Raw genomic sequence first — 26229 nt, 5'->3', positions numbered from 1 at the left:
AAGAGATTGTATTGACGGATAAATACATACGAAGCATATTATGTGTATGGAAAAAGCATACAATCGAAGTGGAAGTAAGCTAGGCGGATTTAATAACTTGCGGCGCTTAGCTTATTTTGCTGCAGTGGTTGAAACGGGGTCTTTTACGGCCGCCGCTGAGCGTCTGGGTATCACCAAGGCGGTGGTTAGCCAGCAGGTGGCACGCCTTGAGCAAGAGTTTAGAACCTCTCTCCTCACGCGTACGACGCGATCGGTACAAGTTACCTCCGCTGGAAAAGTGTTTTACCAACGCTGTGCCTTGATTCTCCGTGAAGCTGAAGATGCTTTTGATGAGTTAGGCGAAATAGCCCAGGAGCCGACAGGCACATTACGGTTGACGGCCCCTTTCGATTACGGTGTCACCTTTGTGGTGCCTGCGATTGCTGCATATACCCAGCAATATCCCGATTGCCGGGTCGATGCCACGCTGCGGGATCAAAAAGTCGATCTGATGGCTGAGGATATCGAACTGGCCATCCGTGTTGGTTGGCTAACAGAGGCAAGCGTGCAAGCAAGGAAAATAGGCTCTTTTCGGCAATTGCTCGTTGCATCGCCAAGCCTTGAAAAAGAGGTGGCGCAGCTCTCTCAGCCGGAAGAGTTATTGAAGTTCCCGTTCATTGCTAATAAAGCGCTGCCCCATCCATTGCAGTGGGAGTTTTCACTAAGTAAGGGGGAGCGCAGAACCATCCACGTGCGCGCCTCAATCTTTCTTGATGCGACACTCGCGGTACGTGAAGCGTTGTACGCTGGTGCGGGAATCTCGGTATTGCCGGATTATGTCATAGCAGGAGATATAGCCGCCGGGCGCCTTATACATATTTTGCCCCAGTGGAGTTTGCCCTCCGGCGGCATACATGTCGTTTTCCCATTAGCACGTTTTCGTCCTGCGAAAGTGCGTGCGTTTGTCGACATACTTGTACGTAGAGAGCAGCAGCGACAAGAGGGCGCTTTCATTAAGTGAGCTTGCCTGCAAACCGATGGCTAATAAAGATGCACGGCCTCAAATACTGCCACTGGTTTGCCATTGGCATTTTTAAGTGACAAGGAACCACCGTCTACTTGCCAAGTGTCTACGTTATTAAGTGTGCTTAGCATTGCCTGCTCGTTACGCATTTGCGTGTCGGGGCAGGCCATCATCGTGGTGCCAACTTGTTCAAATGCTATTTGCTTACCATCAACACGGTAACTGCCAATCAAGTTATTGCAGCCAGTTGAGCCAGCTAGCCGTGTATTTTCTTCATGGAGCACAAGATGAGGCTCGCGAAAGTTTTCAGCGGTGATGATGGGTTGCCCTTCAAGTGTGACCAGTTTCCAGTACGTATTGGTTAGCGTTTCGTCAGGCTTGACTGCTTGATGAGGCGCTGAGTGTGATTGGCACCCGCTCGCTAGCAGGATAATAAGAGTAGATGCGATAAGGGGTAATTTTTTCATAAAGCGTTTCTCTAGGTTTGCGTCATAAAATAATAATCGGATTGATAATGTTTTTCTACCTTAGCTTCTGTCCGATACTTTGTTAACAAACTGAGTCTGTTCCTGTTTTAATGCTTTGTATAAATAGTAAACCTTCTTTTTTATTCATCGCTGCTTGATTGTTTTTTTATAACACACCAGTTTGCTGGAGCTGTGAAAGGCTGAATGCGATATGAAGATGATGTGATGACTAAAATGTGATTAATTTTAATGTCATTGTCTCAATTAATATAATAAGAGTGCCCTGATGTAAGAGTGTGAGTTTTTCATGATGTGGTGCCACCTAATGATGTCTTGGTGCATATTGGTACCTCTAATGAGGTGGCCAAATTCACTATGCCACTTACCCTGTGTAAGGGCGCTTGAGCAGAAAAAATATTCGTAAAACTCGAATTGATATCAGGCATTTAAACTTGAAGAAAATGATAAGATGTGTCGGTTTTATAGCGATTGTATTTATGGATATATTTTTCTGTAATGGTTTTTTAAAGTCGTTGCTAGGTCTTGTTTGAGAGTGCTTAAAGAAATTTCATAACACACGTTATAAAATGAAGATGTGGCGGTTGCAAGGGCTAAGTATTTAGCTACCCTATTGGCTGTGTTATGTGAAAGCGGAAGCCGCTACATGTTTTATCGGTCTGAAATTTAATCATACAAGGAGTGGATTAGATGACAGTCAGCAACAATTCTCTCAAAACAATTACTGTCTATAAGCAATATAATGAAATGTTGGATATGCCGTCGGCGCGACGTACAGCGGTGAAAGATGAGTACCCAACGCGCCTAGCAGCAGCTCCAGCTTCGCTAACTCAGCCGCGTCGCGATGCGGTGGTTAAAGGTCGAAATTTATCAGGGCCGCTATCCTCAGAGCAGCTTGATGAGTTTGAACGCAAAGGTTTTTTGTTTATTCCAAACCTCATTTCAGGTGAAGAGCTGGAGGCACTTCGCCATGAAATGACATTATTGATGAGTAATAGTGCTTATCGCGATCAAGAATTCAGCGTTACTGAGCCAGAAAGCCACGATATTCGTTCGTTGTTTGCCGTGCATAGGCTTTCTGAACGATTAGGTGAACTGGCCAGTGACGAACGCTTAGCGGGTGCAGCCCGGCAGATCATTGGCGCTAATCCTTACGTGCATCAGTCACGGATTAACTATAAGCCAGGTTTTGCAGGTAAAGGGTTTAATTGGCACTCTGATTTCGAGACGTGGCACGCGGAAGATGGCATGCCGAATATGCATGCTGTTAGCGCTTCACTGATCTTGACCGACAACCATGAATTTAATGGCCCGCTTATGCTGATTCCAGGCTCCCATTTGGAATTTGTGCCTTGTTTGGGGGAAACACCAGAGGATAACCACAAAAGCTCGCTTAAAGCACAGGAGATTGGCGTGCCCAGCCCAGAAGCGCTGACTCAGTTAGTAGCAAAATATGGTATTGAAGCGCCAAAAGGTAAAGCAGGGGGATTGCTGCTCTTTGATTGCAACACGCTGCATGCGTCTAATGCCAATTTGTCGCCAGACCCCCGCAGCAACGTATTCTTTGTGTTTAACCGTCCGGATAATCGCTGTGTTGCACCGTTTGCTGCTCCCAAGCAGCGTCCTCGCTTTTTGGCGCATGGGCCTGATGATCGCTGGACGCCCGACGCATAATCTAACGTATCACTAGTGATATGTATGAAATGCTGTAGAAGAGGTTGTGGTACATACGCATAGCTAAGGTAGACTGTTGCGCCTGTCGTTGCGAATGCGGCACGCATAATGAGAAGGAGAGGACCCGCCATGCGTTTTGTTCCCCAGTTTACCGATGGTCAGGAGTTTCCCCACGCGTTGGGCAAAATCGTCTGCGTTGGCCGCAACTATGCCGACCATGCCAAGGAGCTGGATAATCCGGTTCCCAGTGAGCCTCTGTTATTTATGAAGCCCGCCACCAGTGTGGTGGACTTGACTAAACTCCTAGATCCGCCGTTTTCACGGGGCGATATACATTATGAAGTCGAGCTCGCGCTTTTGGTGGGGGAGACCCTGACTCACGCGACCCAAGATGAAGCAGAGCGTGCCATTGTGGGCATTGGCCTGGCGATAGATTTAACGCTGCGAGATGTACAAACCCAGTTGAAAGAGAAGGGGCACCCGTGGGAAATCGCAAAAGCATTTGATGGTGCTTGCCCACTATCGCCGTTTTTGCCGCTAAGCCGTGTTCCCAATTGGAACGCGTTGGTGTTCACCCTTGAGATTGATGGTGAGGAGCGTCAACACGGAGAAGGCGCCGATATGATCTTCGCGATCCCGACGTTGGTGGCGGAGATGAGTCGTCACTTCACGCTAGAGCCGGGTGACGTGATTTTGACAGGAACACCTGCGGGCGTCGGCGAATTGCCCCGTGGAGCTTCGCTGCGTTTAACGTTGACCGGTGGGCTAGAAATCACCACTAGCGTAGTAGAGTAGTTGGATGGCGATAATGCCAAAACCAACAATAGCTAAGCGTTAGTCTTTATGCGAAAAGCCACCGACGATGTCAGTGGCTTTTTCGTTGGCCTATTCTAAAAGCACTGCTCTATAAGCACGGTTCTATAAGTACGGTTCTATAAGTACTATTCTAAATAGGTGTAGCCATCCAGGCCTTCGCTCAGGCTAGCGGCAAACTTTGCCTGCTCTTGGGTCGAAAAGCCGCTAGTGATCAGTTGCTCGGTGAGCTTTTGCTTAAGCACTCGAGCATCAAAATTCACGTAGGCTAAAACATCGGCCACCGTATCGCCTGCCTGTAGGTTAGACAGGACCCACTCGCCATCTTTACCCAGTGCGGCATCGACTGAGTCGGTATCGCCGAATAGGTTGTGCAAGTCGCCAAGAATTTCCTGATAGGCACCTACCAGGAAGAAGCCTAGCCAACGCTCGTCGTCGCTTGCCCACTCGGGTAACGGTAGTGTGCTCTCCACGCCTTGGCCATCCACGTAGCTATCAATGCGGCCATCTGAATCGCAGGTGATATCTTGAATGACTGCGCGACGAGTGGGGGGCTGGTCTAGCCCGCTCAATGGCAGAACAGGGAATATCTGTTCGATCCCCCAGACGTCAGGCACCGACTGGAATAATGAGAAATTGACGAACAGCTTGTCGGCTAGCTTTTCAGCCAGTTCGTCCATAATTTCCCGGTGCGCGCGATTACGGGTATCAAGCTGGCCGCGTAGGCGAGCACAGGCTGCCATATAAAGCCGTTCACCTTCGGCACGGGCATTGATATCACTTAAGCCCATTACGAAGCGGTCTTGCAGCTCACTAACCGCTTGCAGAAGGTCATGCCAGGCTTCCACCAAGACACGGGGCTCCTGGCTTTCGGCTAACTGCTCAAAAACCCGCCATAGGGCTTCCACCTGTAGGTCTTCCTGAGAAGATCGCTCTGGAGGCGAATCGTTAACGCGCTCTTCGCCAATCACGTTGGTGATCAACACGGCATGATGAGCCGTTAGCGCACGGCCTGACTCACTGATTAGATGAGGCTGGGGAAGGTCAGCCTCCTGACACAGCTGCGCAAAGGCGCTAACGACGTTACGTGCATACTCCTGCATGGAGTAGTTGGCTGAGCAGTAGCTACGTGAGCGAGTACCTTCGTAGTCGATTCCTAGACCGCCACCCACATCGACGGTATCAATCGGTGCCCCTAGGCTCACCAGGTTTTGGTAAAAACGGGCGCATTCCCGCAGACCGCGCTGAATGTCGCGAATATTGGCAATTTGCGAGCCGAGATGAAAGTGCACTAACTGTAGGCTTTCTAACGCATTTTGAGCGCGTAAGGTCGCGACTACGTCAAGAATTTGGCTGGCAGTCAGGCCAAACTTTGACTTCTCGCCGCCGGTGTTTTGCCATTTACCTTTACCCACTGAGGCAAGCCGTGCCCGCAAACCAATACGCGGGGTGACTTCCAACTCACGCGCCTCTTCTAATATAAGTTCCAGCTCAGACAGCTTCTCAACAACCAGATAAACGCGATGCCCCAGCTTTTCACCCAGCAGCGCTAGGCGAACGTACTCGCGGTCTTTATAACCATTGCAGACGATCAGCGAGGAGCCGCCATCAGACAACGCCAGCACTGCCAGCAGCTCCGGTTTACTGCCTGCTTCTAAGCCTACGCGACCATTGCCCCGCTCGGAGGTGGCGAGGATCTCTTCCACCACGCGGCGCTGCTGATTCACTTTGATCGGATAAACGGCTGTGTAGCCGCCCTGATAGTCGATGTCCTGCATCGCGACATCAAACGCACCGCACAGCTGTTCTACGCGGTCGTGCAGAATGTCGCTAAACCTTACCAGTACCGGCAACCGCAGACCCGCAGTCTGCAACTGACGCACAAGCCCGCTAAGCGGCAATGCTGGGCCTTCTGCGTCGCTACCTAGCGGACGAACCAAGGCTTGCCCGTGGTCGTCCACATCAAAGTAGCCACTGCCCCACTGGTCAATATTCCATGTGCGTCGGGCACGTAAGGCCTGGGCGCTGGTGGTCACCGATTCGATCATCAAGAAACCTCTGGGAGCGGTAGTGCGCCAAATGCAATGCGCGCTTTTAAAATGGTTCGGAAACGCTCAGGGTCATGAGGCGTTAGGTCATGGGCAGGTGGGTCAACATAGACGACCAGCAGGCGCGATAGCCAATATCGCAACGCTGTCATGCGCAACATGGCTGGCCATAGTTCACGCTCATCAGCGGTGAGAGGGCGACGTGCTTGGTAAGCGCTCAGAATGGCTTCATAACGCTCAGCATTCAGCGAGCCATCCTCATTGGTTGCCCAGTCGTTAATGACGATGGCGAGATCAAATAGCAAATCGCCGGTGCAACCGTTATAAAAATCGATAATGCCGCCTAGTTGGTCGCCCTCAAACAGCGTGTTATCACGGAATAAGTCGCCGTGAAGCGCTCCTTGCGGTAGCTCGCCGTGTTGGCTAAAGGCACCTTCGAAGTCATCGACTTCATTTTTCATCAGCGTTTGGTCGTCAGGGCTGATATACGTCAGCACCTTGTGATGCACTGCTCGCAGCCAGTGAAGGTCGCGCGGGTTTGGCCGATGGCCAGGAAAACGCTGGGAGACAACATGCAAGTGCCCCAACGTATTGCCCAGCGCTTGGCATTGGGCAAGGTTGGGGGCGCTAGGATGCTTGCCTGGTAGGCGTGGAAACAGTAAAGCAGGCTTACCTGCCAAACTGTGTAGCGCAATCCCTTCGCGGTCGTGAATAGTACCGGGCACCGGCAAACGGTGCTCATCCAGGTAATCCAACAACTCGACAAAAAACGGCAGCTCTTCATGTTCGCCCTGTTCAAACAGGGTTAACACCAGCTCACGACGATCGGTGGTCACAAAAAACGTCGAGTTTTCTGTGCCACCGGCAACGCCTTGTAGCGAAACGAAGCTGCCGACATCAAACTTTTCCAAAAACGCGGCGACCTGAACGTCGCTCAGCGGGGTAAATACAGCCATGAGAATCTCGCCCAGGTTGCTAAGCCCATTATTGTAGCGGCTTGCAGGGTCAGTTGGCAGCGTTGTGTGAGTTTGAAATGCGTTATTCGTAGCGGTTGTTTCTGCAGCCATTGCCGTGAACGCGTATCATAGCTAATAGACTTCTTACTGTGTTGCTAACAATGGAATTGGTTATGGCCCGTGCCCCAATCGTGCTTGTCGATGGCTCATCGTACCTATATCGCGCTTTTCACGCGCTGCCACCGTTAACGACCTCCAACGGCCAGCCTACGGGGGCCGTGAAAGGCGTATTAAATATGCTCAAGCGGTTGATCAAAGACTACCCGGAAAGCCCAATGGCGGTGGTGTTTGATGCACCAGGAAAAACCTTTCGCGATGAGATGTACAGCGACTATAAAGCTCATCGGCCGCCCATGCCGGATGACCTGCGCAGTCAAATTAAGCCGCTGCACGCTTGTGTAAAAGCGCTAGGCTTACCGCTGCTGTGCATTGAAGGCGTCGAAGCCGACGATGTGATTGGTACCCTGGCTCATCATGCCACCCAGGCTGGCCGTGATGCGGTGATCTCGACTGGCGATAAAGATATGGCGCAGTTGGTGAATGACCACATCACATTGGTCAACACCATGAAAGAAGAAACCCTCGATGAAACGGGCGTCAAAGAGAAATTTGGTCTACCGCCCTCGCTGATCATTGATTTTTTGGCATTGATGGGTGACAAGGTTGATAACATTCCCGGCGTGCCGGGGGTGGGCGAAAAGACGGCCATTGGCCTGTTGCAAGGCATGGGAGGTGGCTTAGAGACAATTTATGGCGATCTTGAGCGCGTCAAGACACTCAGCTTCCGTGGTGCGAAAACGTTACCGAAGAAGCTGGAAGAGCACCGTGAACAGGCCTTTCTCTCTTATCAGTTAGCAACCATTAAGACCGACTGCGAACTGCCCGTGGGGCTGGATGACTTGGATATTGCGCATCCCGACCGCGAGGCGCTGGTAGAACTCTATAAAGAAATGGAGTTCAAGCAGTGGTTGGCTGAGCTACTGGCAGGTAGCGACGAGAGCGTCGATGATGTAAAGGGGGGCGAGCCTGCGCCTGATAACGCTGCTAGTGACGTGACTGATAGCGCCGTGACTTCCAGCCAGCGACATGACCATGTCATCGTTGAGCAAGCTGAGTTTGATGCGTGGCTAGCGCGACTGAAAAAAGCCGAGCGTTTTTGCTTCGACTTAGAAACGACCAGCCTGAATTATATGGACGCCGATATTGTCGGCGTTGGCCTGGCGCTGGAGGCCGGTGAAGCTGCCTATATTCCATTGGCCCATGACTACCTGGATGCGCCCGCACAGCTTGATCGTCAACAGGTCCTGCAAGCATTAAAGCCACTGCTGGAAGATCCTGAAAAAACCAAAATTGGTCAGAACCTTAAGTACGATATTTCCGTGCTGGCAAACTATGATATTCGCGTGGTGGGGCCGCTTGCCGACACTATGCTAGCCTCGTACGTGTTGAATTCCACCGCCACGCGTCACGATATGGATTCGCTGGCGCTGAAGTATTTGGGCGAAAAAACCATCTCTTTCGAAGAGATCGCTGGAAAGGGGGCTAAGCAGCTCACCTTTAACCAGATCGCCTTAGAGCAAGCGGTTCCTTATGCCTGTGAAGATGTCGATATCACGCTGCGGCTGCAAGCAATACTGCGCCCTCAGGTGGAACGGGAAGGGCGTTTGGCGGACGTGTTGGATCATCTTGAGCTACCGCTAATTAACGTGCTGTCGCGGATTGAACGCAATGGCGTCGCACTGGATGCCGAACGTCTACACGAGCAAAGCCAGCAGCTAGAGCGCCGTATTCGTGAGCTTGAAAGCGAAGCCTTCGAGTTAGCTGGTCGTGAGTTTAATCTCGGTTCGCCCAAACAGTTGGGGCAGATTCTGTTCGAAGAGCAGAAAATTCCGGTGATCAAGAAAACTCCCAAAGGCGCACCTTCGACTGCAGAGGCGGTGCTAGAGGAGTTGGCGCTGGATTACCCCTTGCCCAAGGTGATTATGCAGCACCGGGGGCTGGCGAAACTTAAGTCCACCTATACCGATAAGCTACCGCGCCTGCTCAATAAAACCACTGGCCGAGTGCATACCAGCTATCACCAAGCGGTGACGGCGACAGGGCGTCTCTCGTCGTCCGACCCGAATCTGCAAAACATCCCGATTCGCACAGAAGAGGGGCGTAAAATCCGTCAAGCGTTTGTGGCACGCCCAGGCTATCGCATTGTGGCGGCAGACTACTCGCAAATTGAGCTGCGTATTATGGCGCACCTCTCCGAAGATAAAGGACTTCTGGAAGCGTTTGCGGAAGGGCGCGATATCCATACAGCGACCGCTGCCGAAGTATTTGGTACTGCGCTTGAAAAGGTCTCTGCCGACCAGCGGCGCAGCGCTAAAGCGATCAACTTTGGCCTAATTTACGGCATGAGCGCTTGGGGCCTGTCACGCCAGCTGCATATTGATCGCAATCAGGCGCAAACCTACATCGACCGCTATTTTGACCGTTATCCTGGCGTTGCTCGCTACATGGATCGTATTCGCACCCAAGCCGCAGAAGATGGCTTTGTGGAAACCGTGCTAGGGCGGCGGCTGTACCTGCCAGAGATCCACTCGCAAAACCGTAACCGCCGTCAGGGTGCTGAACGCACCGCCATTAACGCGCCTATGCAGGGCACGGCAGCGGATATCATCAAGCAGGCGATGATTGATGTCGATGCTTGGCTTGCTGAAGGCGATTTTGACGCCCTCATGGTTATGCAGGTGCACGATGAGCTAGTGTTTGAGGTGGCCGATAAGCAGGTTGAGGCGTTTATTGAGCAAGTTCAGGCGCGTATGCAAGCCGCTGCCACGCTTAGCGTGCCGCTGATTGTTGAAGCCGAAAGCGGCGCCAACTGGGATGAAGCTCACTAGTAACCACTAGCATGAAGCCCGCTAGGCTAAGCCCTCTAGGCCAAGTAAGGCTTAAACGGCGTTATGGGGTCGTTACCGGCACCCCAATAAAAAACACCTGCAGCTGAGCTGCAGGTGTTTTTTTAGTTAGGCTTGTGGCTCCTGAGTCCTAAGAGCCGCAGAGCTTAACGCCAGCTTACGCGATCGAAAATACGAATCGCTTCTGGGTTATTTTCACCCAGGATGCTGATGTTGATATCGTCTTTGGCGAAATCACCCCAAGATTCCAGCACCGGGTTTTTCTTGATGCCTTCCACGACGGGGAACTCGTAGTTACGGTCAGCCAGTACTTCCTGAGCTTCGTCAGAGGCTAAGAACTCCAGGAAACGAATGCCGTTTTCTGGGTTTTGCGCGTTAGCCACTAAGCCAGCGCCGCCAACGTTAATGTGGGTGCCACGGTCATCCTGGTTGGGGAAAATCACCCCCACTTTGCGCGCGGCTTCGCGGTCGGCATCTTCATCGGAATGCAGCATGCGAACATAGTAATAGTGGTTTGCAACTGCTAAGTCACACTCACCGCTCGCAACGCCAAGAATCTGATCGGTATCGCCGCCTTCTGGGTCGCGCGCCATATTATTCACAACGCCTTGGGCCCACTCTTCCGCACCTTCTTCGCCATGATGCTCAATCATTGACGCTAGCAGCGACTGGTTATAAATGTTGTTGGAAGAGCGAATGCATACTTGGCCTTCAAACTGCGGATCGGCCAAGTCTTCATAGGAAGTGATTTGGCTGGGGTCAAAGTTCTCACGGTTGTAGAAAATAACCCGTGCGCGCTGGCTAAAGCCAAACCACAAACCTTCAGGGTGGCGCATTGATTCTGGCAGGCGCTCGTTAAGCACGTCAGAGTCTACGCTTTGAAAAAGGCCGTCCTGCTCGGCGCGCCATAGGCGGCCTGCGTCAACGGTAAGCATTACGTCAGCAGGGCTAGCAATGCCTTCACGCTGCATGCGCTCCATCAACTGGTCGGAGTCGCCTTCCAGTACATTAACTTCGATGCCGGTCTCTTCAGTGAACGCTTTGTAGAGAATCTCATCAGAGTCGTAATGGCGGGCGGAGTAAATGTTGACCTCGTTAGCGAGCGCGCTACCTGCAAAAGCAGAACCTGCCATGATGGCAGCTACGGTAGCCGTAAGACGTGCTTTTTTCATAACAAATACCCTGAATGTTTATGATAATAAGTTGCATTAGCGACGTGGCGTATTGAAACGCTTCTCATGGTTGGCGTCAAGTTAAATGCTAATGAAACGCATCTGCTGTTTAGCAAGAAACGTGCATCTCTACTCAATAGAAAATAGAATGCAAATAACTTTCAACCGTGTTCGCAGCGGCATGCATTTATCATGTCGCGGGTGGACGAGACAATGGTGAAATAATGACGGCAACAGTGTCACTTTCCGATGTGTCGGCGCCTGCATCAGCACTGTCGCTTCGTGGTATTCAGCACACGTTTGCGGCTAATAAAGTGGTGAAAGGCATTGATCTTGATATCGCTCCAGGCGAGGTTGTGTGTTTACTAGGCCCTTCTGGTTGCGGCAAAACCACACTGCTTCGGATTGCTGCGGGCTTAGAGGTCGTGCAGGAAGGCTCGGTTAGTCTTGATGGTCTATCCATTGCGGCACCCGGTAAGCGTCATGTGCCACCGGAAAAGCGCAATGTTGGTCTCGCTTTCCAAGACTCAGCCTTGTTCCCACACCTTAGCGTGCTGGAAAATGTTACCTTCGGTCTGAAAAATTTGCCCTCTAGCCAGCGCCGGGAGCGTGCGCTGGAACTGTTGGCTCAACTCGGCATGGCCGACTACGCCGAGAGCTATCCGCATATGTTGTCAGGTGGACAGCAGCAGCGCGTTGCACTGGCGCGAGCGCTGGCACCCACGCCTAAATTAATGTTGTTGGATGAACCCTTTTCGAGTCTTGATGCGCGGCTACGTGATCGCATCCGAGACGATACGCTACACGTGTTGAAAAAGCTCGGCTCAGCGACTCTGCTCGTGACCCACGATCCTGAAGAAGCCATGTTTATGGCAGACCGCATCGCACTAATGCGGGATGGCGAAATTGTGCAGACTGGCACTCCCCGTGAGCTTTATTGTGCGCCAGTGGCTCCCTTTGTGGTGACGTTTTTTGGCGAGGTGAATGAGTTAAGCGGTATTGTGAAAGGGGGCTTTGTCGCTACGCCCGTTGGGCCGGTAGATGCCAGCTGGTTGCCAGAAGGCAGTAGCGTTCAGGTGATGATTCGCCCCGAAGCGCTGCGTATCAAAGAGCGTGACTTGCCCGTCGAGTCGCATAGCCACAGCCATGTGGTCATGGCTAAGCTGCTAGGGCGTTCCAGCCTTATTCACTTATGTGCGCATGGAGAAGATGGTCAGGAAGCCCACCTTCACGCCCGTGTGCCAGGCGTGTTTTTACCCCAGGAGGGCCAGCCGATTGATATCGACTTGGACCACTCCCAGGTATTTATCTTTCCGCGTTAAGTTTTCGCTGTTCAGCGCTTGCTTGCCTCCATTACTCAGCCTGGCTACCCGGGCGCGCCCGGCGCATTGCCAAGCTGAGTAAAATCACCGGTAAGATGCCCACTACCACAATGGTCAGAGAGGCGGTTGACGCTTCAGCTAAGCGTTCATCTGAGGCGAGGCTGTGAGCGCGTACTGCCAGCGTGTCAAAGTTGAAGGGGCGCAGGATGATCGTGGCAGGCAATTCTTTCATCACATCGACAAATACCAGAATCCCGGCTGCTAGGAGACTGCTGCGCATCAGCGGCGTATGAATATGGCGCAGTGTACCGCCAGCGGTTTGGCCCAAGGTGCGGGATGCGGCATCCATGCTGGGGGTTACTTTGCCAAGGCTCGCTTCTACCGCATTAAACGAGACGGCCAAAAAGCGCACGACATAAGCGTAAATCAAAATAAATGCTGAGCCGCTAAACACTAGACCAATGATTTTTCCGTAGTGTTCGTGAAGCCACATGTTCAGCGAGTTATCCAGCCAAGCAAACGGAATCAGGATGCCTACGGCAACCACCGAGCCAGGAATGGCATAGCCCATTGCGGCGATGCGGGTGAAAAATCGTGCGCTTGGTGAATTGTTGAGCCTAACCCCGTAGCTCAGAAGTACGGCTAAGCCTACCGCAATCAATGCGGCAACGGTCGCGAGGCTCAGGCTATTCATAGCAAAGCCAATAAATCGTGTGCCGAACAAGCTATCGCCCGTTTTAATGGCCATATTGAGCAAAATGCCGCTGGGCAACAAAAAGCCGATAACAATAGGCAGCAAACACGCCAGGGTAGCCCCCATTGCATGCCAGCCACGCAGCTGATATTCCGGTAGTTGCTGATAGCGGTTAGTGGTATGGAAGTAGCGCCGTTTACCCCGCGAATAGCGCTCTAGAAGAACCAATACAATGACGAAGGTCAGCAAGCAAGCGGCTAGCTGAGCGGCAGCGACGGGTTCACCTAAGCCAAACCATGTGCGATAGATCCCCGTAGTGAAGGTATCTACTCCAAAAAACTGCACCGCGCCAAATTCGTTAAGTGTCTCCATCAATACCAGTGAAACGCCGCCGACTAATGCCGGGCGGGCGAGGGGCAACGCCACGCTGGCAAACAAGCGCCAGGGGCCACGCCCCAGGGTACGGCCTACATCTAATACACATACCGACTGCTCAAGAAAAGAAGCCCTAGCTAACAGATACACATACGGGTAAAGCACAAAGGTAATCAGGATTGCCGCGCCGCCTAGTGAGCGCACATTGGGGAAATAGTAATCGCCCACTCCCCAGTCAAACCATTCACGCAACATGCTTTGTAGCGGTCCTGCTACTTGGAAAAAGTCTGTATAGGCGTAGGCAATGACATACGTTGGTACCGCTAGGGGTAACAGTAGCGCCCATTCAAATATGCGCTTGCCTGGAAAACGGCACATCACCACCAGCCACGCAGTCCCGGCGCCTGTAATAAGAGTGCCAATGCCAACCCATAGCACCAGCCAGAACGTATTAGAGAGGTAGCGTGGTAATACGGTGCTTGCAAGGTGCTGCCAAACGCCCTCTGTCGGCACAAAAATATGGCTTAGAACCACAATAATAGGTAGGGCGACAACAAGGGCGATCAAAAAAAGCGCGATTGACCAAGGGTTGAGCGATAGTGAAATGCGTGACGCAAAACCTGAAAGCAGAGCCGATGGTGAGCGGCGAGCTGGCGTAGACACGTCGTTGTCTCCTTGGATGAGGGGCAGCTTGGCTCGTCAATGCGAAAAAATAACGGCTGCAAATAGTATCACTTGCGTTAGGCGGCTGCAGCCAACATTGTGGCTATCAAAAAAATCCCCCCGCAAGGCGGGGGGACGTTGTGCGTTTTGCATCAGTAGCTTGGTATCACTGGTAGCCCACCAGCACACTAGGTAGTCCCGTAATCAAACTAGGGAAAATAGCCATTAGTATGCAGGCGAAAAGGATGATGGCCACAAATGGCACGACGGCTTTATATAAGTCGACGATTTCGACCCCAGGTGGAGCCACCCCTTTCAAATAGAACAGCGCATAACCAAAGGGCGGCGTTAAGAAGGAGGTTTGTAACACCACCGCCACCATGACGACGAACCACAGTACATCCACGCCCATCTGCGAAATGATTGGCAGCATGATAGGGAAGCTAAGCAACACAATGCCAGTCCAATCAAGGAACATGCCGAGAATGAATACCAGGAACAGCATTAATAGCAGAGCACCAACGGTGCCGCCCGGCATGGCCAGTACAAAGTCACTGATCACGGTCATCCCGCCACCAATCGAGAATACCCCAGTGAATGCCGTGGCCCCGACGAGCACTAACATCACCATCGTCGTGGTTTTGCCAGCTTCAATCAGCGTGTTGTAACAGGTTGATAGCTTGCGGTCGCCGAAAATTAAAAACAGTAGGAAAGCGATAAAAACACCAATGGCGGATGCCTCAGTCGCTGTCGCCACACCGGTAAACAGTGCCCCTAGTACGCCGAGAATTAACGACATTGGTGGGACAACATACTTGCCCAGCATGATCAGTAGCTGTTTTGTGCTGACTTCAGCGCGCTCTTCTGCCGGAACTTTAGGGCCATAGCTAGGTTTGAGCCAGCAGATTACCAGCACGTACAGGGCATACATCACTCCCAGTATCAGGCCGGGTACTAACGCGCCAGCAAAGAGTGCGCCTACGGAGACAGGTGAGTAGCTTGCCATCAAAATCAGCATAATGCTGGGGGGAATCAAAATGCCCAGACAGCCGCTAGCCATGATGACGCCAGCACTCAGCTCTTTGTTATAGCCATACTTAAGCATCGGCACTAAGGCAATCATGCCCATAACGGCAATCGACGCGCCGACAATGCCAGTGGTCGCTGCAAGTAAGACAGAGACAACTACCACGGTCAGCGCTAATCCACCGCGAAGGTTCGCCAGCAGCAAGCGCATGGCATCAAACATTTTTTCGGTGACGCCAGAGTCATTAAGGAAGCGCGCCATTAGAATAAACAGTGGTATCGCCACGAGTACATAGTTGTCCATGGCGTTGCCATAGACGTTGTTAATGATGATACCCAGGGTATTAATGCCCGGCCCTAAATAAGCACCAATGACCGCCATGCCACCCAATACAAAAGCAAGCGGGTGACCCATAAACAGGCCAACTAAAAGGCCGCCAAACATCACCAGCGTCAGTAGTTCTGCACTCATGCGGACGTCTCCTCACGCAGCTGCATAATGGCGCGCAGAACGATAGCAATCGCCTGCAACAAAATAAGCACAGCAGCGACTACGATAACGCCTTTCACCGGATACACCGGGATTGAGACCATTCCGTAGGTCGTTTCGCCACGACTGAACGAGCGCTCGAAAAAACGCCAACCGTAGGTCAATAACAGCCAGATGAAGGGCACAAAGAATATCAAGTAGCCGAGCAGGTCTAGTACGGCCTGCTTTTTACGTGATAGCAGGCGTTTAATAACGTCGACTTCCACGTGGGCATGGTGGCGCAATCCATAGGCGGCCATCAGCATAAAGTGGGCGCCGAACAGCATTTTGGTGACATCAAACGCCCAGTCGCTAGGGCGGCCAAAGAAGAAGCGCGACACAATGTCGTAAAGCACTATTAGAGTAATGATGGCAATTAACGGTGCAATGATGCGGCCCAGCAGCTCGTTAATTGCATCGATCGCCTTGGCAATCGCGTTCATGGAAGGTCTCCGCAGCTAAGCAATAACCGCCCCAGCAGCGCAGGGGCGGCACTTAAACGTCTTATAGGCAGGCTTCGATCTCTTCCAATGACGGCAGGTTATCCATCGTGCGGCTCATGTTGAATGGTGCAGTAACATCACGCCATGTAGCGTACTCTTGTAGATAGGTAATCATGGAGTGATAGACCTTGGCGTGGTCGGGATTCTCACAAGCGCCACGTACGATGACATCGTTGGTGATTTCCTGGATGCGCGCCAAGTCCTCTTCTGAGAACTGGTTAATGGTGACGCCCGCATCAATAAATTTCTGGGTTGCTTCGGTAGATTCACGCTCCGACCAGGAAAGTGACCAAGCCATGGTGGCTTCAGCCGCTATTTTAAGCTTAGTCTGGGTTTCTTCAGACAGGGCATCCCAAGCGTCTTTGTTAATCATAACGCCGAAAACGCTTGCCGACTGGTGCCAACCAGGTGTCGCCCAGTAGTCAGCAACTTCAGCAAAACCTGCCTTAAAATCAACGCCTGGAGTCGAGAACTCACCGGCATCAATTACGCCGCGTTCAATCGCTTGATACACTTCACCACCGGCCAGAGTGACCTGTGAACCACCTAGCTCTTCGAGTACCCGGCCCTGGTCGCGTCCCGATAGACGCAAACGCTTACCTTCAAGATCTGCGATGCTCTCAATCGGTGTGCGGCCCATGAAACCAGATTCGTTGTTGGTAATGCCGTAGGGCAAATACACCATGTTGTACTGGCCATAGATTTCTTGATAGAGCTCAAAACCGCCCCATTGTTGAATCCAGTTCAAGTAATCCACGCCGTTAAACAGGCTGGTAGTGGTGGCCAGAGGAGAGAACGCTGGGTTTAAGCCTGCCCAGTAGCCTGGCCAATCGCCAGAAGCTTGGATAGCACCGGTTTCGGTAGCGTCAAACACTTCAGTGCCAGGCATTAGCGTGCCGCCTGCACGGAAGTTAATTTGTACTTCGTCACCTGCAAGCTGGTTGACAAGCTCTACCCAGTGCTGATCAACCTTAATCAGGTCAAGGTTTTCGGGCCAGGTAGTGGTCATTGTCCACTGCTCTTGCGCTTGAGCAGTAGAGGTGAGTGCGGCGAAAGCGACACCAGCGGCGAGGCTGGTTAGTGCGAATTTAGTCATCTTTTTCATTGTATGTTTCCTGGTACTTTGGCGGTTGGCGTTATTAGTGTTTATTACCTGAAAGCAGGAAAGTGCAGTGAGTGTGGCTTACGTTTACGTAAGGTAAACGCCGCTAGGCTGCATCGCTAAGCTAGCACACTCCCCCCGCTGCAGCGCAATATCAGTAACTCAAGGAATTTAACGTCGTATAAGATGTTTCTTTGAAAAATTTAGCTCATTAAAAACAATTATTTGTATATTTTTTAGTAACTTTCTTAACCTTAGGGTTAGTTCTAAGAGCGTTGAAAATTACGCTGATCTACAACCAAAGTTGTAAACAAAAGACAATCTCAGGAGTTGCTATGCGAGCAGGCTGCCGCATTGACACACCCAACGCTGTTATTAAGCAGGCATCAGCCTTGGTTCATCATGCCGCCCGCTTGCAGCGCCGTCGTTGGCGGGCACTGGTATGGCTATATGGGGCGCCTGATAAGGCCCGCCAGCAGGCGCAACGGTTGTGGGAAGCGCAAACGTGGCAGGCACCGCTGTGGGTGGGTGCTGAGCACGAGACGCCAGTGGCGCCATGTTTACCAGCCAGTAAAGCTCGCACACGGCTAGGTGCGGAGCATCAGCTAATCGTCCTAGACGCTAGTGGTAGCCAAGGATTAGATCCAGATGCGCTAGGTGCATTAGCGGGTACCGTGAGTGCTGGCGGGTTATTGGTCGTTATCACGCCAGACAACTGGGGCGAACAGCCTGATCCTGACTATGCCCGCTTTGCCGATTATCCGTGGCGTTGGGATTCGCTGAGCGCTCATTACCTTAAGCGGTTAGCGTTTCAATTAACGGGTGAGAGCACTATTGTTCGCTGGGAGGTAGACGGTAGCCTCACGCTGCCTGGGCTGTCTATTCGAGACTCGCGTGCGGCTCCGTTTGACGACGCAGACTGTTTGACGGCTGACCAAGCTCGTGCAGTGAATGCGCTAGTAAAACTAAAGCGTCGTCGGCCATTGGTTATTACCGCGGATCGTGGGCGGGGTAAAAGCGCCGCATTGGGCATTGCTTGTGCTCGCCTGCTACAAAAAAGCGTGACGCAACTGGTGGTGACGGCACCTCGACTCAGTTCAGTGGAAAGCTTGTTTGCGCGCGTGGTAGCGCTATGCCCGGAAGGTCAACGCCTCAGCTCAGCGCGGTTTGAACTGCCGAGCGGTAGCTCTCTGTGTTTCCTTGCGCCTGATGCGCTTAACGAACAGGTTGATCAGGCAAGACTCGGCGGTAGCGGCAGCTATTTACTCGTCGACGAGGCAGCGGCCATTCCTGCGGCAATGTTAGCCCACTGGCTTGCTGCATTTCCACGTATCGCGTTTGCAACCACTGTGCATGGTTATGAAGGCTCAGGGCGGGGTTTTGCACTACGCTTTCGCGAGGTGCTCAATCGAACAGCTCCTCAATGGCGAGAGTTACCGTTAGATGCCCCTGTTCGCTGGTCAGTGGGAGATCCTTTAGAAGCGACTATCCAAGCGTTGCTACTGCTCAACGCTCCGCTACCTGAGGCACATGCCAGTACTCATTGTCAGACGGCCTCTATGTCTATGGTGTTGACTCAGGCGCAGTTAGCCAAGCAGCGTGAGTTGTTAGCGAAGCTGTTTGGCTTGCTGGTGCAGTCCCACTATCGCACCACGCCTAGTGACTTACGCCAACTGTTAGATGGCCCTGGCACCGCCATTCGCACAATCATCGCATCAAAAGAGCCACAGGCCGTTTTGGTGACCCGTGAAGAGGGCGGCTTTAATGCCGCACTTGCTGATCAAGTGGCTCGTGGTGAGCGACGTCCTCAAGGCCATCTGCTGGCCCAGTCGTTGGCGGCTCACAGTGGCAGCCGTGAGGCGTTAACCTCTCGCTGGCGGCGAGTAGCGCGCATTGCTACTCATCCTGAGCGGCGGCGTGAAGGATTAGGGCGCAGGTTGTTAGAAGAGGATATAGCTAACGCTAGCCAGCAGGGTATCGCGCTTTACGGGGCTACCTTTGGTGCCGAAGCATCGTTGCTGCGTTTTTGGCTGGCGCTCGGGTTTACGCCTGTTCGTTTAGGCATCACTCGAGAAACGGCTACCGGCGAGTACGCCATTATGGTGGCGCGCGCGCTGACCAGCGAAGGGCAAGCCGTGCTAGCGTCGCTGGGTGATACCTTTGCGGCCTCATTGATAACGCTATTGGCCTTTGAATTAGCGACACTGCCCGCACCGATCGTCGCGTTACTGTTGCCGTCCTTGCCTTGTTTGCCGCTTAGCACCGCTGAGCTTCAGGCGGTGGACGATGTGGCGTATGCGCACCGCGACCCTGCCTTGGCAAGGACGGCGCTTCAGGCGCTGGCCAGAGAGGCTAGCCATTGGCCGTTAGAGCAAGAGGCGCACATCGCCCACCAGCAGTTGGTCGCCTGGGCCTTCCAAAACCAGCCGTTAGCAAAGGCGCACGGTGAGTCAGTGCGGCTGATTCGTCGCGCGACTCAACAAATTATTGAGCAGCGCACGCTTTTCCCCAGTAGCCCGGAGGGGTAAAGTAAACTGGTTATCGATAATGAAGAGTTTCCATGAACGCACATCTAGAAGCCCTCGAGCCACGTTTAGTGTGGCAGCACTTTCGCACACTATGTAATACGCCGCGTCCCTCTGGTCATGAGGCCGCGCTGGTGGCGACGTTGGAGGCCTGGGCCGATTCCCAGGGGCTACCCCACGACCGTGATGAGTTTGGCAACTTGCGCATTTGTAAGCCAGCCACGCCCGGCTGTGAAAGCGCGCCAGGCATCGTGCTGCAGGGCCATCTAGATATGGTGGCGCAAGCTAACACAGGCCATGACCACGATTTTACCCGCGATCCTATTCAGACGTATGAAAAAGACGGTTGGCTATTCGCTGATGGCACCACATTGGGTGCTGATAATGGCCTTGGTGTCGCCGCTATTCTGGCCGTATTGGAAGACCCTGCGCTTACGCATGGCCCGTTAGAAGCACTGTTTACGCTAGAGGAAGAGACCTCTATGGGGGGCGCGCTCAATCTTGCTGAAAACTGGCTGGAAGGGGCATTGCTGCTCAATTTAGACAGTGAAGATCGCGGCCAAGTCTATATCGGCTGTGCGGGAGGCGCTGATGTCGTAGTGAATGCGCAGCTCCCCAGCACGGCGCTGCAAGACCATGAGCAGGTGATTTCGCTGGCGCTGACGGGGCTAAAAGGCGGCCACTCGGGGATGGATATTGATAAACCCCTGGGTAACGCGAACCGCTTGCTAGTCCGCGTGCTGTGGGCATTAGAATCCTTTGGTGCGCGGCTGATTAATTACCATGGCGGCACACTACGTAATGCCATCCCCCGCGAAGCGTTTGCGCAAATTGCCCTGCCTACTGACGAGCTTGACGCCGCGTTGGCGATGGTGGAAACGCTTGCTGATACGCTAAAAGCTGAATTGGGCAGTGGCGATAGCAATATGGCGCTTACTGCTGAGCGCGTGGAGTTGGCTGATGCTGAACCACTAACGCGGGACGCCAGTGCGATGCTGCTGGCTGCGCTGCATGCGGCCCCCTGTGGGGTCGAACGCATGAGTGCTGATGTACCGGGGGTAGTGGAAACTTCGAACAATTTAGGTGTATTAAGCGTCGAAAACGGACGTTTCCATCTTTGTGCGCTGGTGCGTTCACTGCATGACAGTGCCACTGACGCGATGGCGGGACGTTTTCAGGCGCTGTTTGGCCTGATGGGCGCTAGGGTAAAAGTGGAAAATGGCTATCCAGGCTGGGTGCCTAATCCACAAAGCCCCTTGCTTGCTACCTTTAATGCTCGGCATGCTGCATTAATGGGCCGTGAACCCGAGGTCAAGGTGATTCATGCAGGCCTTGAATGTGGCATCCTGGGAAGTAAATACCCACAGTTAGACATGATTTCGTTTGGCCCGCTGATTCGTGGAGCGCATTCGCCAGCCGAGCGAGTGGAAATTGCCTCGGTGGCGGAGTTCTGGGAGATGCTACGCGATTTCATTGAAACCTTGGCGAACTCTCGTTAGACAAATCGCCATAAAAAAACGGCACCCGTATAGGGTGCCGTTTTGGTTAGTGCCTACCCACTGTCTACGTTAGCCATCAGCGAGGTAAGCCTCGTATTATTTGCTCAAGTAAGCGTTGAGCATCCATACGGTTTTTTCCTGCTCGCGAATATAGTCGCCGGCTTGTGCTGCGGTGCCTTCATCGTCAGCGTCTGACGCAATTGCCAGCAATTCCCGCTGTAATTCAATCAATGTTTGATAACCGGTGAGTACGCCTTTTACGCAGGTTTGACCATCATGAACATCTTTATCTTCTTCAATACGCGAAATTTTTACATAGTCGCTATACGCATGAATAGGCTTGTGGCCTAACGTCAAAATACGCTCTGCCACTTCATCTACTTTGGTAAGTAAGTCGGTATAAAACTCTTCAAATTTTGCGTGTAGCTCAAAGAAGTCGCTACCTCGAACGTTCCAGTGGTAGCCACGAACGTTCATATAGAAAATCTGATAATTGGCCAGCAGGTGATTAAGTTTCTCGGCGAGTTGGCTTGCGCTGCCTTCGTGTAAGCCAATGCTATTTGTATCACTCATGTAGTGCTCCTCCATGGTTGCAACCGCTCTGAAAACAGTACGGTCATCAAATCGTTCGATTTAGCTTAAGACGCTTAGTGAGCGTTGCAAAACAAGTTTTTTGCATCGCGGCAATAGCGTCATACCATTACCTTGGCGGTGAGCTGGCGACGGCTGACTCATCGCTTACGCAACATAGTACAGGGCTGATATGCCGTCGAATGTATGCCTAATAAAAGAGATGTAGGCGCCTAGGGTGTTTTTCAAGGGGCATATTTTTCACGCGTTGGCTGGCTGACCCGTTTATCGAGCGAGCCAAAGCCTTGCAATGCTCTCACAGCGGTCAGCGAGTAGCTCTGCGGTGCGTGGTAAAGCATCTTCAAGTGTCATCGGGCCGTCGGCAAGGGCAAACGCAGCGGTAACGCCTTCTTCTAGGCAGGCCTGCCACCCTTCACCCAGGCTACCGGCCAGTACGATGACCGGCTTGCCGTGGCGTTTGGCGGTACGGGCAACGCCAATAGGCGTTTTACCCGAAAGGCTTTGGCCATCTAGGCGACCTTCTCCGGTAATCACTACGTCAATATCAGGAAGCAGGCTGGGTAGCTTGGCCTGCTGCATCATTATCTCAATGCCGGGCGTGAGAGTGGCGTTCAGAAAGCTGCGAGCGGCAAACCCCATACCACCCGCAGCCCCCGCGCCGGCTAATTCTTTTTCATCGCGACCCAGCACCTGGGCGCTTAGCTCGGCAAAGTGGCCAATAGCGCGATCAAGCGTGGCAATATCGTCAGGTGATGCGCCTTTTTGCGGGCCAAAGACAGCGCTCGCCCCACGTGATCCTAGCAGCGGGTTATCTACATCCACGGCGGCTTCAACTGCTAAGCTGTTTAAACGAGGGTCTAGCGTGGAAAGGTCTAGTGTTGCAAGCTGCTGGAGTGCTGCGCCACCGGGGGGAAGCGAGTTACCGTGCTTATCTAATAACTTGGCTCCCAGTGCTTGGAGCATGCCTGCGCCTGCGTCGTTGGTGGCACTGCCACCTAAAAAGAGCAGCGCCTTCGTGGCACCAGCATCAAGCGCTGCGTGAAATAACTCTCCGACGCCGTAAGTGGTGGTATGCAGGGCATTACGTTGATGAGGGGATAGATGCTGCAGCCCACTGGCTTCTGCTAGTTCGATAAACGCGGTACGCTGCTCGCTAAGCCAGCCCCAGGATGCTTGGCGCGGCCGCCCCAAGGCATCTTGTACCGTCAGTTGACGTCGCTCGGCATGGGTGGCAGCTATAAGCGCATCCAAGCTGCCTTCGCCGCCATCAGCAAGCGGGCAAAGGTGGATCGTGGCGGTTGGCGAAGCCCGTTGAATACCGTCTGCCATGGCGCTTGCTGCTTGTTCAGCGCTAAGCGCATCTTTAAAACTATCGGGGCAAAGCAGAACATTCATCGCACAACCTCCCTAACGTGTTGTCAAAATTGTTTATCGTGGTTTTTTATCATTTATCTTAATGAATGGCTGCTGGCGAGCTTAGCGCGGCGTTCGATGACACACCAGCCGCATCTGAGATGAGAGGATCACTCATGAAGGCAATACTACCGATTAGCATGACGTGCTTGTTGATACTGACAGGCTGCCAAGCAGTGCCAGAGCGTCTTCCTCAAGCGGAGCCAGCGCCTTCTGCAGCCTGCTACTTTCCCTCTGGGCCGTCTGGCCAAACGGCACCGCCATTGGAGGTGGTGACGCAAAGTATTGACGTATTGGAAGCATGGGGGTTTGAGCTTGAAGCGACCGACACCGATTTAGGTTTGGTGACCGCTAGTCGACAGCGAGATTTGATTGGCTACTACGACCCTTATGATAACGACTTTGGGTATGGGCGAAACATGCGGGTATTTGGTGGCTTTGGTTTGGGGCGTGGTGGTTCCAGCATTGGTCTGGGGATTGGTAGTGGATTTGGAGGCGGTTTCCGCCATCAACCTGTTGAAATAGAGCGGGTGTCGCTACTGGCACGCGATGGTCATATTCGGCTTTCCCGAGATATTCGCCGCTTTGACCACTTAGGGGATCTGCGTGAATCTTACAGCGCTAGCAATGATGATTTTTGTCAACGTTTCCAAACTGCGTTTGAGCAAGCGGTAGCTACCCCGAGGGCGTTATGAAACCACTACGTAAGCACTTTTTAACGGCCACCGCAGTTCTCATGATCATTATGCTGGCAGGCTGTGCCTCTACGCAGCCACTAGAGCCGCGAGAACTACGTTACAGTGCTTCCCCAGAGCAAACGTTCCGCGAAGCCATTGAGTTAATGATGGAGCAAGGCTATGTCGTTCGGCACGCTGATTTAGCGCTAGGGCGCGCAGATGCAACGCTAGCCCGCTGGCCAGAGTATCGCTTGCAACTGCAGGTAAGTGAGGTGCCTGGTGGCAGCCGTGTCAGCCTGTCGGCGTTGCGTGGGAATCAGCCGCTGCCACCGTATGTATTAGATCCCTGGCTGGTTGAGCTGCAACATAAATTAGGAGAGTTGCCGTGACAGGCGTATTTCCCCCGCTAGGTAGCTCACTGAATAAACGCCGCAGTTACTGGGTAGTGCTGGCAATAGGCGTTTGTAGCACGCTAAACAGCAGTCTTGTGTTGGCCCATCCCCATGGTTGGATTGATCTCAGCGTGAGGGTGATAACAAACGATGAGGGGGTCGCAACAGGGCTTCATCAAACATGGCGAATGGACCCTTTTTACAGTTTGGTGGTGCTCGAAGAGTTACAGCAGGTTCAAGGCAGCAACCTGCAAGAAGGACTTGACCAGCTAGGCAGCGACATCCGCGATAACCTGTCGCAGCAGCACTACTTTACCGAGGTTCGTGTGAATGGCGAACCGCAAGCGCTGGGTGAGGTATCTGAATACACGGCGTTGGAGCGCAATGGTCGCTTAACCTTTATGTTTATTCTGCCGTTAGCAACGTCTCAGCCATTGGCCGGGCGAATGCTGGAGTATCAGGTCTTTGACCCAACCTACTATATCGAAGTGGTGCACGAAGAAGAGGACGGGGCACCCTCTGAGCAGGCGCTGATTCTCTATGGTGAGCCCGACTGCCGTTTAAGCGTGCTACCTGCTGACCCTGATCCCGAGCTCGTAATGCAAGCCGCGCTGTTAGATGTGGATGAAACGGGAGAGTCAGGATTGGGCCGCCATTTTGCAGAAACGGGGCGGATTGAATGCGACTAGCGGAAAACCTGGAAGGTCGTGTATAAAGTGTTACTTTATAACTTTCCGGCGGAGGGGCAATGCCTTTAACGCGGCAACAACTGTTATGGGGAGCGCTTACCGTGTCGGGGGTGCTGCTGTTGGTCTTCATCGTACAGGCTAATTTGCAGGGGGTAAGTCTTCAATTGCTGGCTTGGCAGCGAGATTTACATCGCACCCTGACGCTTGCTATTACCGAACTCTCTCGTACGCCTTCTAGCAACACTTGGCTAACGCTGCTAGGGGTAAGTTTTGCTTATGGCGTTTTCCATGCTGCGGGGCCTGGACATGGCAAAGCGGTATTGGCGACGTATTTAGCGTCTCACGGCGGTGCTACCCGTCGCGCCTTGGGGCTCTCTTTTGCGGCAGCTCTGCTGCAGGGGGGAACGGCGATTGCCATGGTGGCAGTGCTCGTACATGGGCTAGGCTGGGTGACCCGTCAGGCGATGGGCAGCGTGGTTTGGGTAGAGCAAGCCAGCTTTATATTAGTGGCACTGTTAGGTGGTTGGTTATGCTGGCGGGCGATAAAACAATTGCGTCACGCTTACTCAGTCCACGCTAGTGATGCTGCTGGCCACAGCCACAGCCACAGCCACAATCACAATCACAATCACAATCACAATCACAATCACAATCACAATCACAATCACAGCCATGATCATTCCCACTGCTGCGGTGGGGCTCATCATATCGAGCCTCAACAAGCGCTCGACTGGCGCACAGCGCTGATGACTGTTGGTGCGATTGGGATGCGTCCGTGCACTGGGGCAGTGCTTATGCTGGGGGCTGCTAGCCTGCTTGGGCAGTTTTACGTCGGTGTCGCTTCGGTGCTTGCCATGTCGTTTGGTACCGGTATTACCGTTTCAGTGCTGGCGCTGGCAAGCATCGTGGCTCGGGGCTGGGCGGCTAAGCGGTTGCAGCAACAGAGCAGCCGACAGGTGGTCGAGAAAGCGGCTGGTTGGGCGGCGCTTGCCGGCGGTGCTCTCATTGTTGCACTAGGCGTATCGCTTTCTATGGCTGGCGCCGCCCAGCCTACCAGTGGCCCATTACTGAGTGAGCCACCATCCAGACAGGGCTCTTTACTGGGGAATTAA

At 52.9% G+C, this 26229-nt stretch carries 21 protein-coding genes; 11 read left to right on the top strand and 10 right to left on the bottom strand.

Annotation, left to right across the window (positions count from 1 at the left end; all coding sequences use genetic code 11):
- Nucleotides 1–46 precede the first annotated feature (46 nt).
- A complete protein-coding gene (locus tag CEK60_RS15810) occupies nt 47–1000 on the top strand; it encodes a LysR family transcriptional regulator (protein WP_089040949.1) in 954 nt (317 codons plus the stop codon).
- A gap of 20 nt (nt 1001–1020) precedes the next feature.
- On the opposite strand, the gene CEK60_RS15805 is transcribed toward CEK60_RS15810, so the two are convergent.
- Complete coding sequence (locus tag CEK60_RS15805; protein WP_089039838.1) at nt 1021–1470, bottom strand: META domain-containing protein; 450 nt, start codon at nt 1468–1470, stop codon at nt 1021–1023.
- 708 nt (nt 1471–2178) lie between these two features.
- Here CEK60_RS15805 and thpD point away from each other — a divergent pair.
- Both thpD and CEK60_RS15795 read left to right on the top strand, forming a co-directional pair.
- Nucleotides 2179–3162: an ectoine hydroxylase gene (gene thpD / locus CEK60_RS15800; protein ID WP_089039837.1), complete on the top strand. Its 984-nt coding sequence runs from the start codon at nt 2179–2181 to the stop codon at nt 3160–3162.
- Between the two features lie 129 nt (nt 3163–3291).
- Nucleotides 3292–3957, top strand: coding sequence for a fumarylacetoacetate hydrolase family protein (locus CEK60_RS15795; protein ID WP_089039836.1), 666 nt, complete (start codon nt 3292–3294; stop codon nt 3955–3957).
- 146 nt (nt 3958–4103) lie between these two features.
- Here the strand turns inward: CEK60_RS15795 and speA are convergent, their stop codons facing one another.
- On the bottom strand, nt 4104–6023 hold the full coding sequence (speA, locus tag CEK60_RS15790) for a biosynthetic arginine decarboxylase (RefSeq protein WP_089039835.1): 1920 nt from the start codon (nt 6021–6023) through the stop codon (nt 4104–4106).
- On the bottom strand, nt 6023–6979 hold the full coding sequence (locus tag CEK60_RS15785) for a homoserine kinase (RefSeq protein ID WP_089040948.1): 957 nt from the start codon (nt 6977–6979) through the stop codon (nt 6023–6025). The genes speA and CEK60_RS15785 overlap by 1 nt, the downstream gene beginning before the upstream one ends.
- Nucleotides 6980–7152: 173 nt before the next feature.
- On the opposite strand from CEK60_RS15785, the gene polA reads away from it, so the two are divergent.
- Nucleotides 7153–9927, top strand: coding sequence for a DNA polymerase I (polA, locus tag CEK60_RS15780; protein WP_089039834.1), 2775 nt, complete (start codon nt 7153–7155; stop codon nt 9925–9927).
- Nucleotides 9928–10091: 164 nt separating this feature from the next.
- Here polA and CEK60_RS15775 read toward each other — a convergent pair whose 3' ends face one another.
- On the bottom strand, nt 10092–11117 hold the full coding sequence (locus CEK60_RS15775) for a Fe(3+) ABC transporter substrate-binding protein (protein ID WP_089039833.1): 1026 nt from the start codon (nt 11115–11117) through the stop codon (nt 10092–10094).
- Nucleotides 11118–11341: 224 nt separating this feature from the next.
- Here CEK60_RS15775 and CEK60_RS15770 point away from each other — a divergent pair, with 224 nt between their 5' ends.
- Nucleotides 11342–12439, top strand: coding sequence for an ABC transporter ATP-binding protein (locus CEK60_RS15770; RefSeq protein ID WP_089039832.1), 1098 nt, complete (start codon nt 11342–11344; stop codon nt 12437–12439).
- A gap of 31 nt (nt 12440–12470) precedes the next feature.
- Here CEK60_RS15770 and CEK60_RS15765 read toward each other — a convergent pair whose 3' ends face one another.
- The 4 genes from CEK60_RS15765 to dctP form a co-directional block, all read right to left on the bottom strand.
- A complete protein-coding gene (locus CEK60_RS15765; RefSeq protein ID WP_089039831.1) occupies nt 12471–14171 on the bottom strand; it encodes an ABC transporter permease in 1701 nt (566 codons plus the stop codon).
- A 166-nt stretch (nt 14172–14337) separates the two neighbouring features.
- Nucleotides 14338–15669, bottom strand: coding sequence for a TRAP transporter large permease (locus tag CEK60_RS15760; RefSeq protein ID WP_038478243.1), 1332 nt, complete (start codon nt 15667–15669; stop codon nt 14338–14340).
- Nucleotides 15666–16169 carry a TRAP transporter small permease subunit gene (locus CEK60_RS15755; protein WP_038478240.1) on the bottom strand — a complete coding sequence of 168 codons (504 nt, stop codon included), beginning with the start codon at nt 16167–16169 and terminating at the stop codon, nt 15666–15668. The genes CEK60_RS15760 and CEK60_RS15755 overlap by 4 nt, the downstream gene beginning before the upstream one ends.
- Nucleotides 16170–16230: 61 nt before the next feature.
- Complete coding sequence (gene dctP, locus CEK60_RS15750; protein ID WP_089039830.1) at nt 16231–17334, bottom strand: TRAP transporter substrate-binding protein DctP; 1104 nt, start codon at nt 17332–17334, stop codon at nt 16231–16233.
- Between the two features lie 332 nt (nt 17335–17666).
- Between dctP and CEK60_RS15745 the strand changes: the two genes are divergently transcribed.
- Nucleotides 17667–19859: a GNAT family N-acetyltransferase gene (locus tag CEK60_RS15745; RefSeq protein WP_089039829.1), complete on the top strand. Its 2193-nt coding sequence runs from the start codon at nt 17667–17669 to the stop codon at nt 19857–19859.
- A 32-nt stretch (nt 19860–19891) separates the two neighbouring features.
- Nucleotides 19892–21355, top strand: coding sequence for an aminoacyl-histidine dipeptidase (locus CEK60_RS15740; RefSeq protein ID WP_089039828.1), 1464 nt, complete (start codon nt 19892–19894; stop codon nt 21353–21355).
- 96 nt (nt 21356–21451) lie between these two features.
- Here the strand turns inward: CEK60_RS15740 and CEK60_RS15735 are convergent, their stop codons facing one another.
- Nucleotides 21452–21928, bottom strand: coding sequence for a Dps family protein (locus tag CEK60_RS15735; protein WP_009724882.1), 477 nt, complete (start codon nt 21926–21928; stop codon nt 21452–21454).
- 282 nt (nt 21929–22210) lie between these two features.
- The gene (locus tag CEK60_RS15730) at nt 22211–23341 is read right to left on the bottom strand and encodes a glycerate kinase (protein ID WP_089039827.1); all 1131 of its coding nucleotides are present in this window, start codon (nt 23339–23341) and stop codon (nt 22211–22213) included.
- A 134-nt stretch (nt 23342–23475) separates the two neighbouring features.
- Here CEK60_RS15730 and CEK60_RS15725 point away from each other — a divergent pair, with 134 nt between their 5' ends.
- From CEK60_RS15725 to CEK60_RS15710, 4 genes are read left to right on the top strand one after another with little or no spacing between them, the layout of a single operon-like run.
- Nucleotides 23476–24054, top strand: a complete 579-nt coding sequence (locus tag CEK60_RS15725) for a hypothetical protein (RefSeq protein WP_089039826.1) — start codon at nt 23476–23478, stop codon at nt 24052–24054.
- Entirely contained in the window at nt 24051–24425 is a 375-nt protein-coding gene (locus tag CEK60_RS15720; RefSeq protein ID WP_089039825.1) for a hypothetical protein, read from the top strand. The genes CEK60_RS15725 and CEK60_RS15720 overlap by 4 nt, the downstream gene beginning before the upstream one ends.
- Nucleotides 24422–25117 carry a DUF1007 family protein gene (locus CEK60_RS15715; RefSeq protein ID WP_446718634.1) on the top strand — a complete coding sequence of 232 codons (696 nt, stop codon included), beginning with the start codon at nt 24422–24424 and terminating at the stop codon, nt 25115–25117. Before CEK60_RS15720 ends, CEK60_RS15715 begins: the two co-directional genes overlap by 4 nt.
- A gap of 59 nt (nt 25118–25176) precedes the next feature.
- On the top strand, nt 25177–26229 hold the full coding sequence (locus CEK60_RS15710) for a nickel/cobalt transporter (RefSeq protein WP_089039824.1): 1053 nt from the start codon (nt 25177–25179) through the stop codon (nt 26227–26229).

It is taken from the genome of Halomonas sp. N3-2A (assembly GCF_002216165.1).
Lineage (GTDB): Bacteria > Pseudomonadota > Gammaproteobacteria > Pseudomonadales > Halomonadaceae > Vreelandella.
This window is presented reverse-complemented; position numbering and strand designations above follow the sequence as displayed.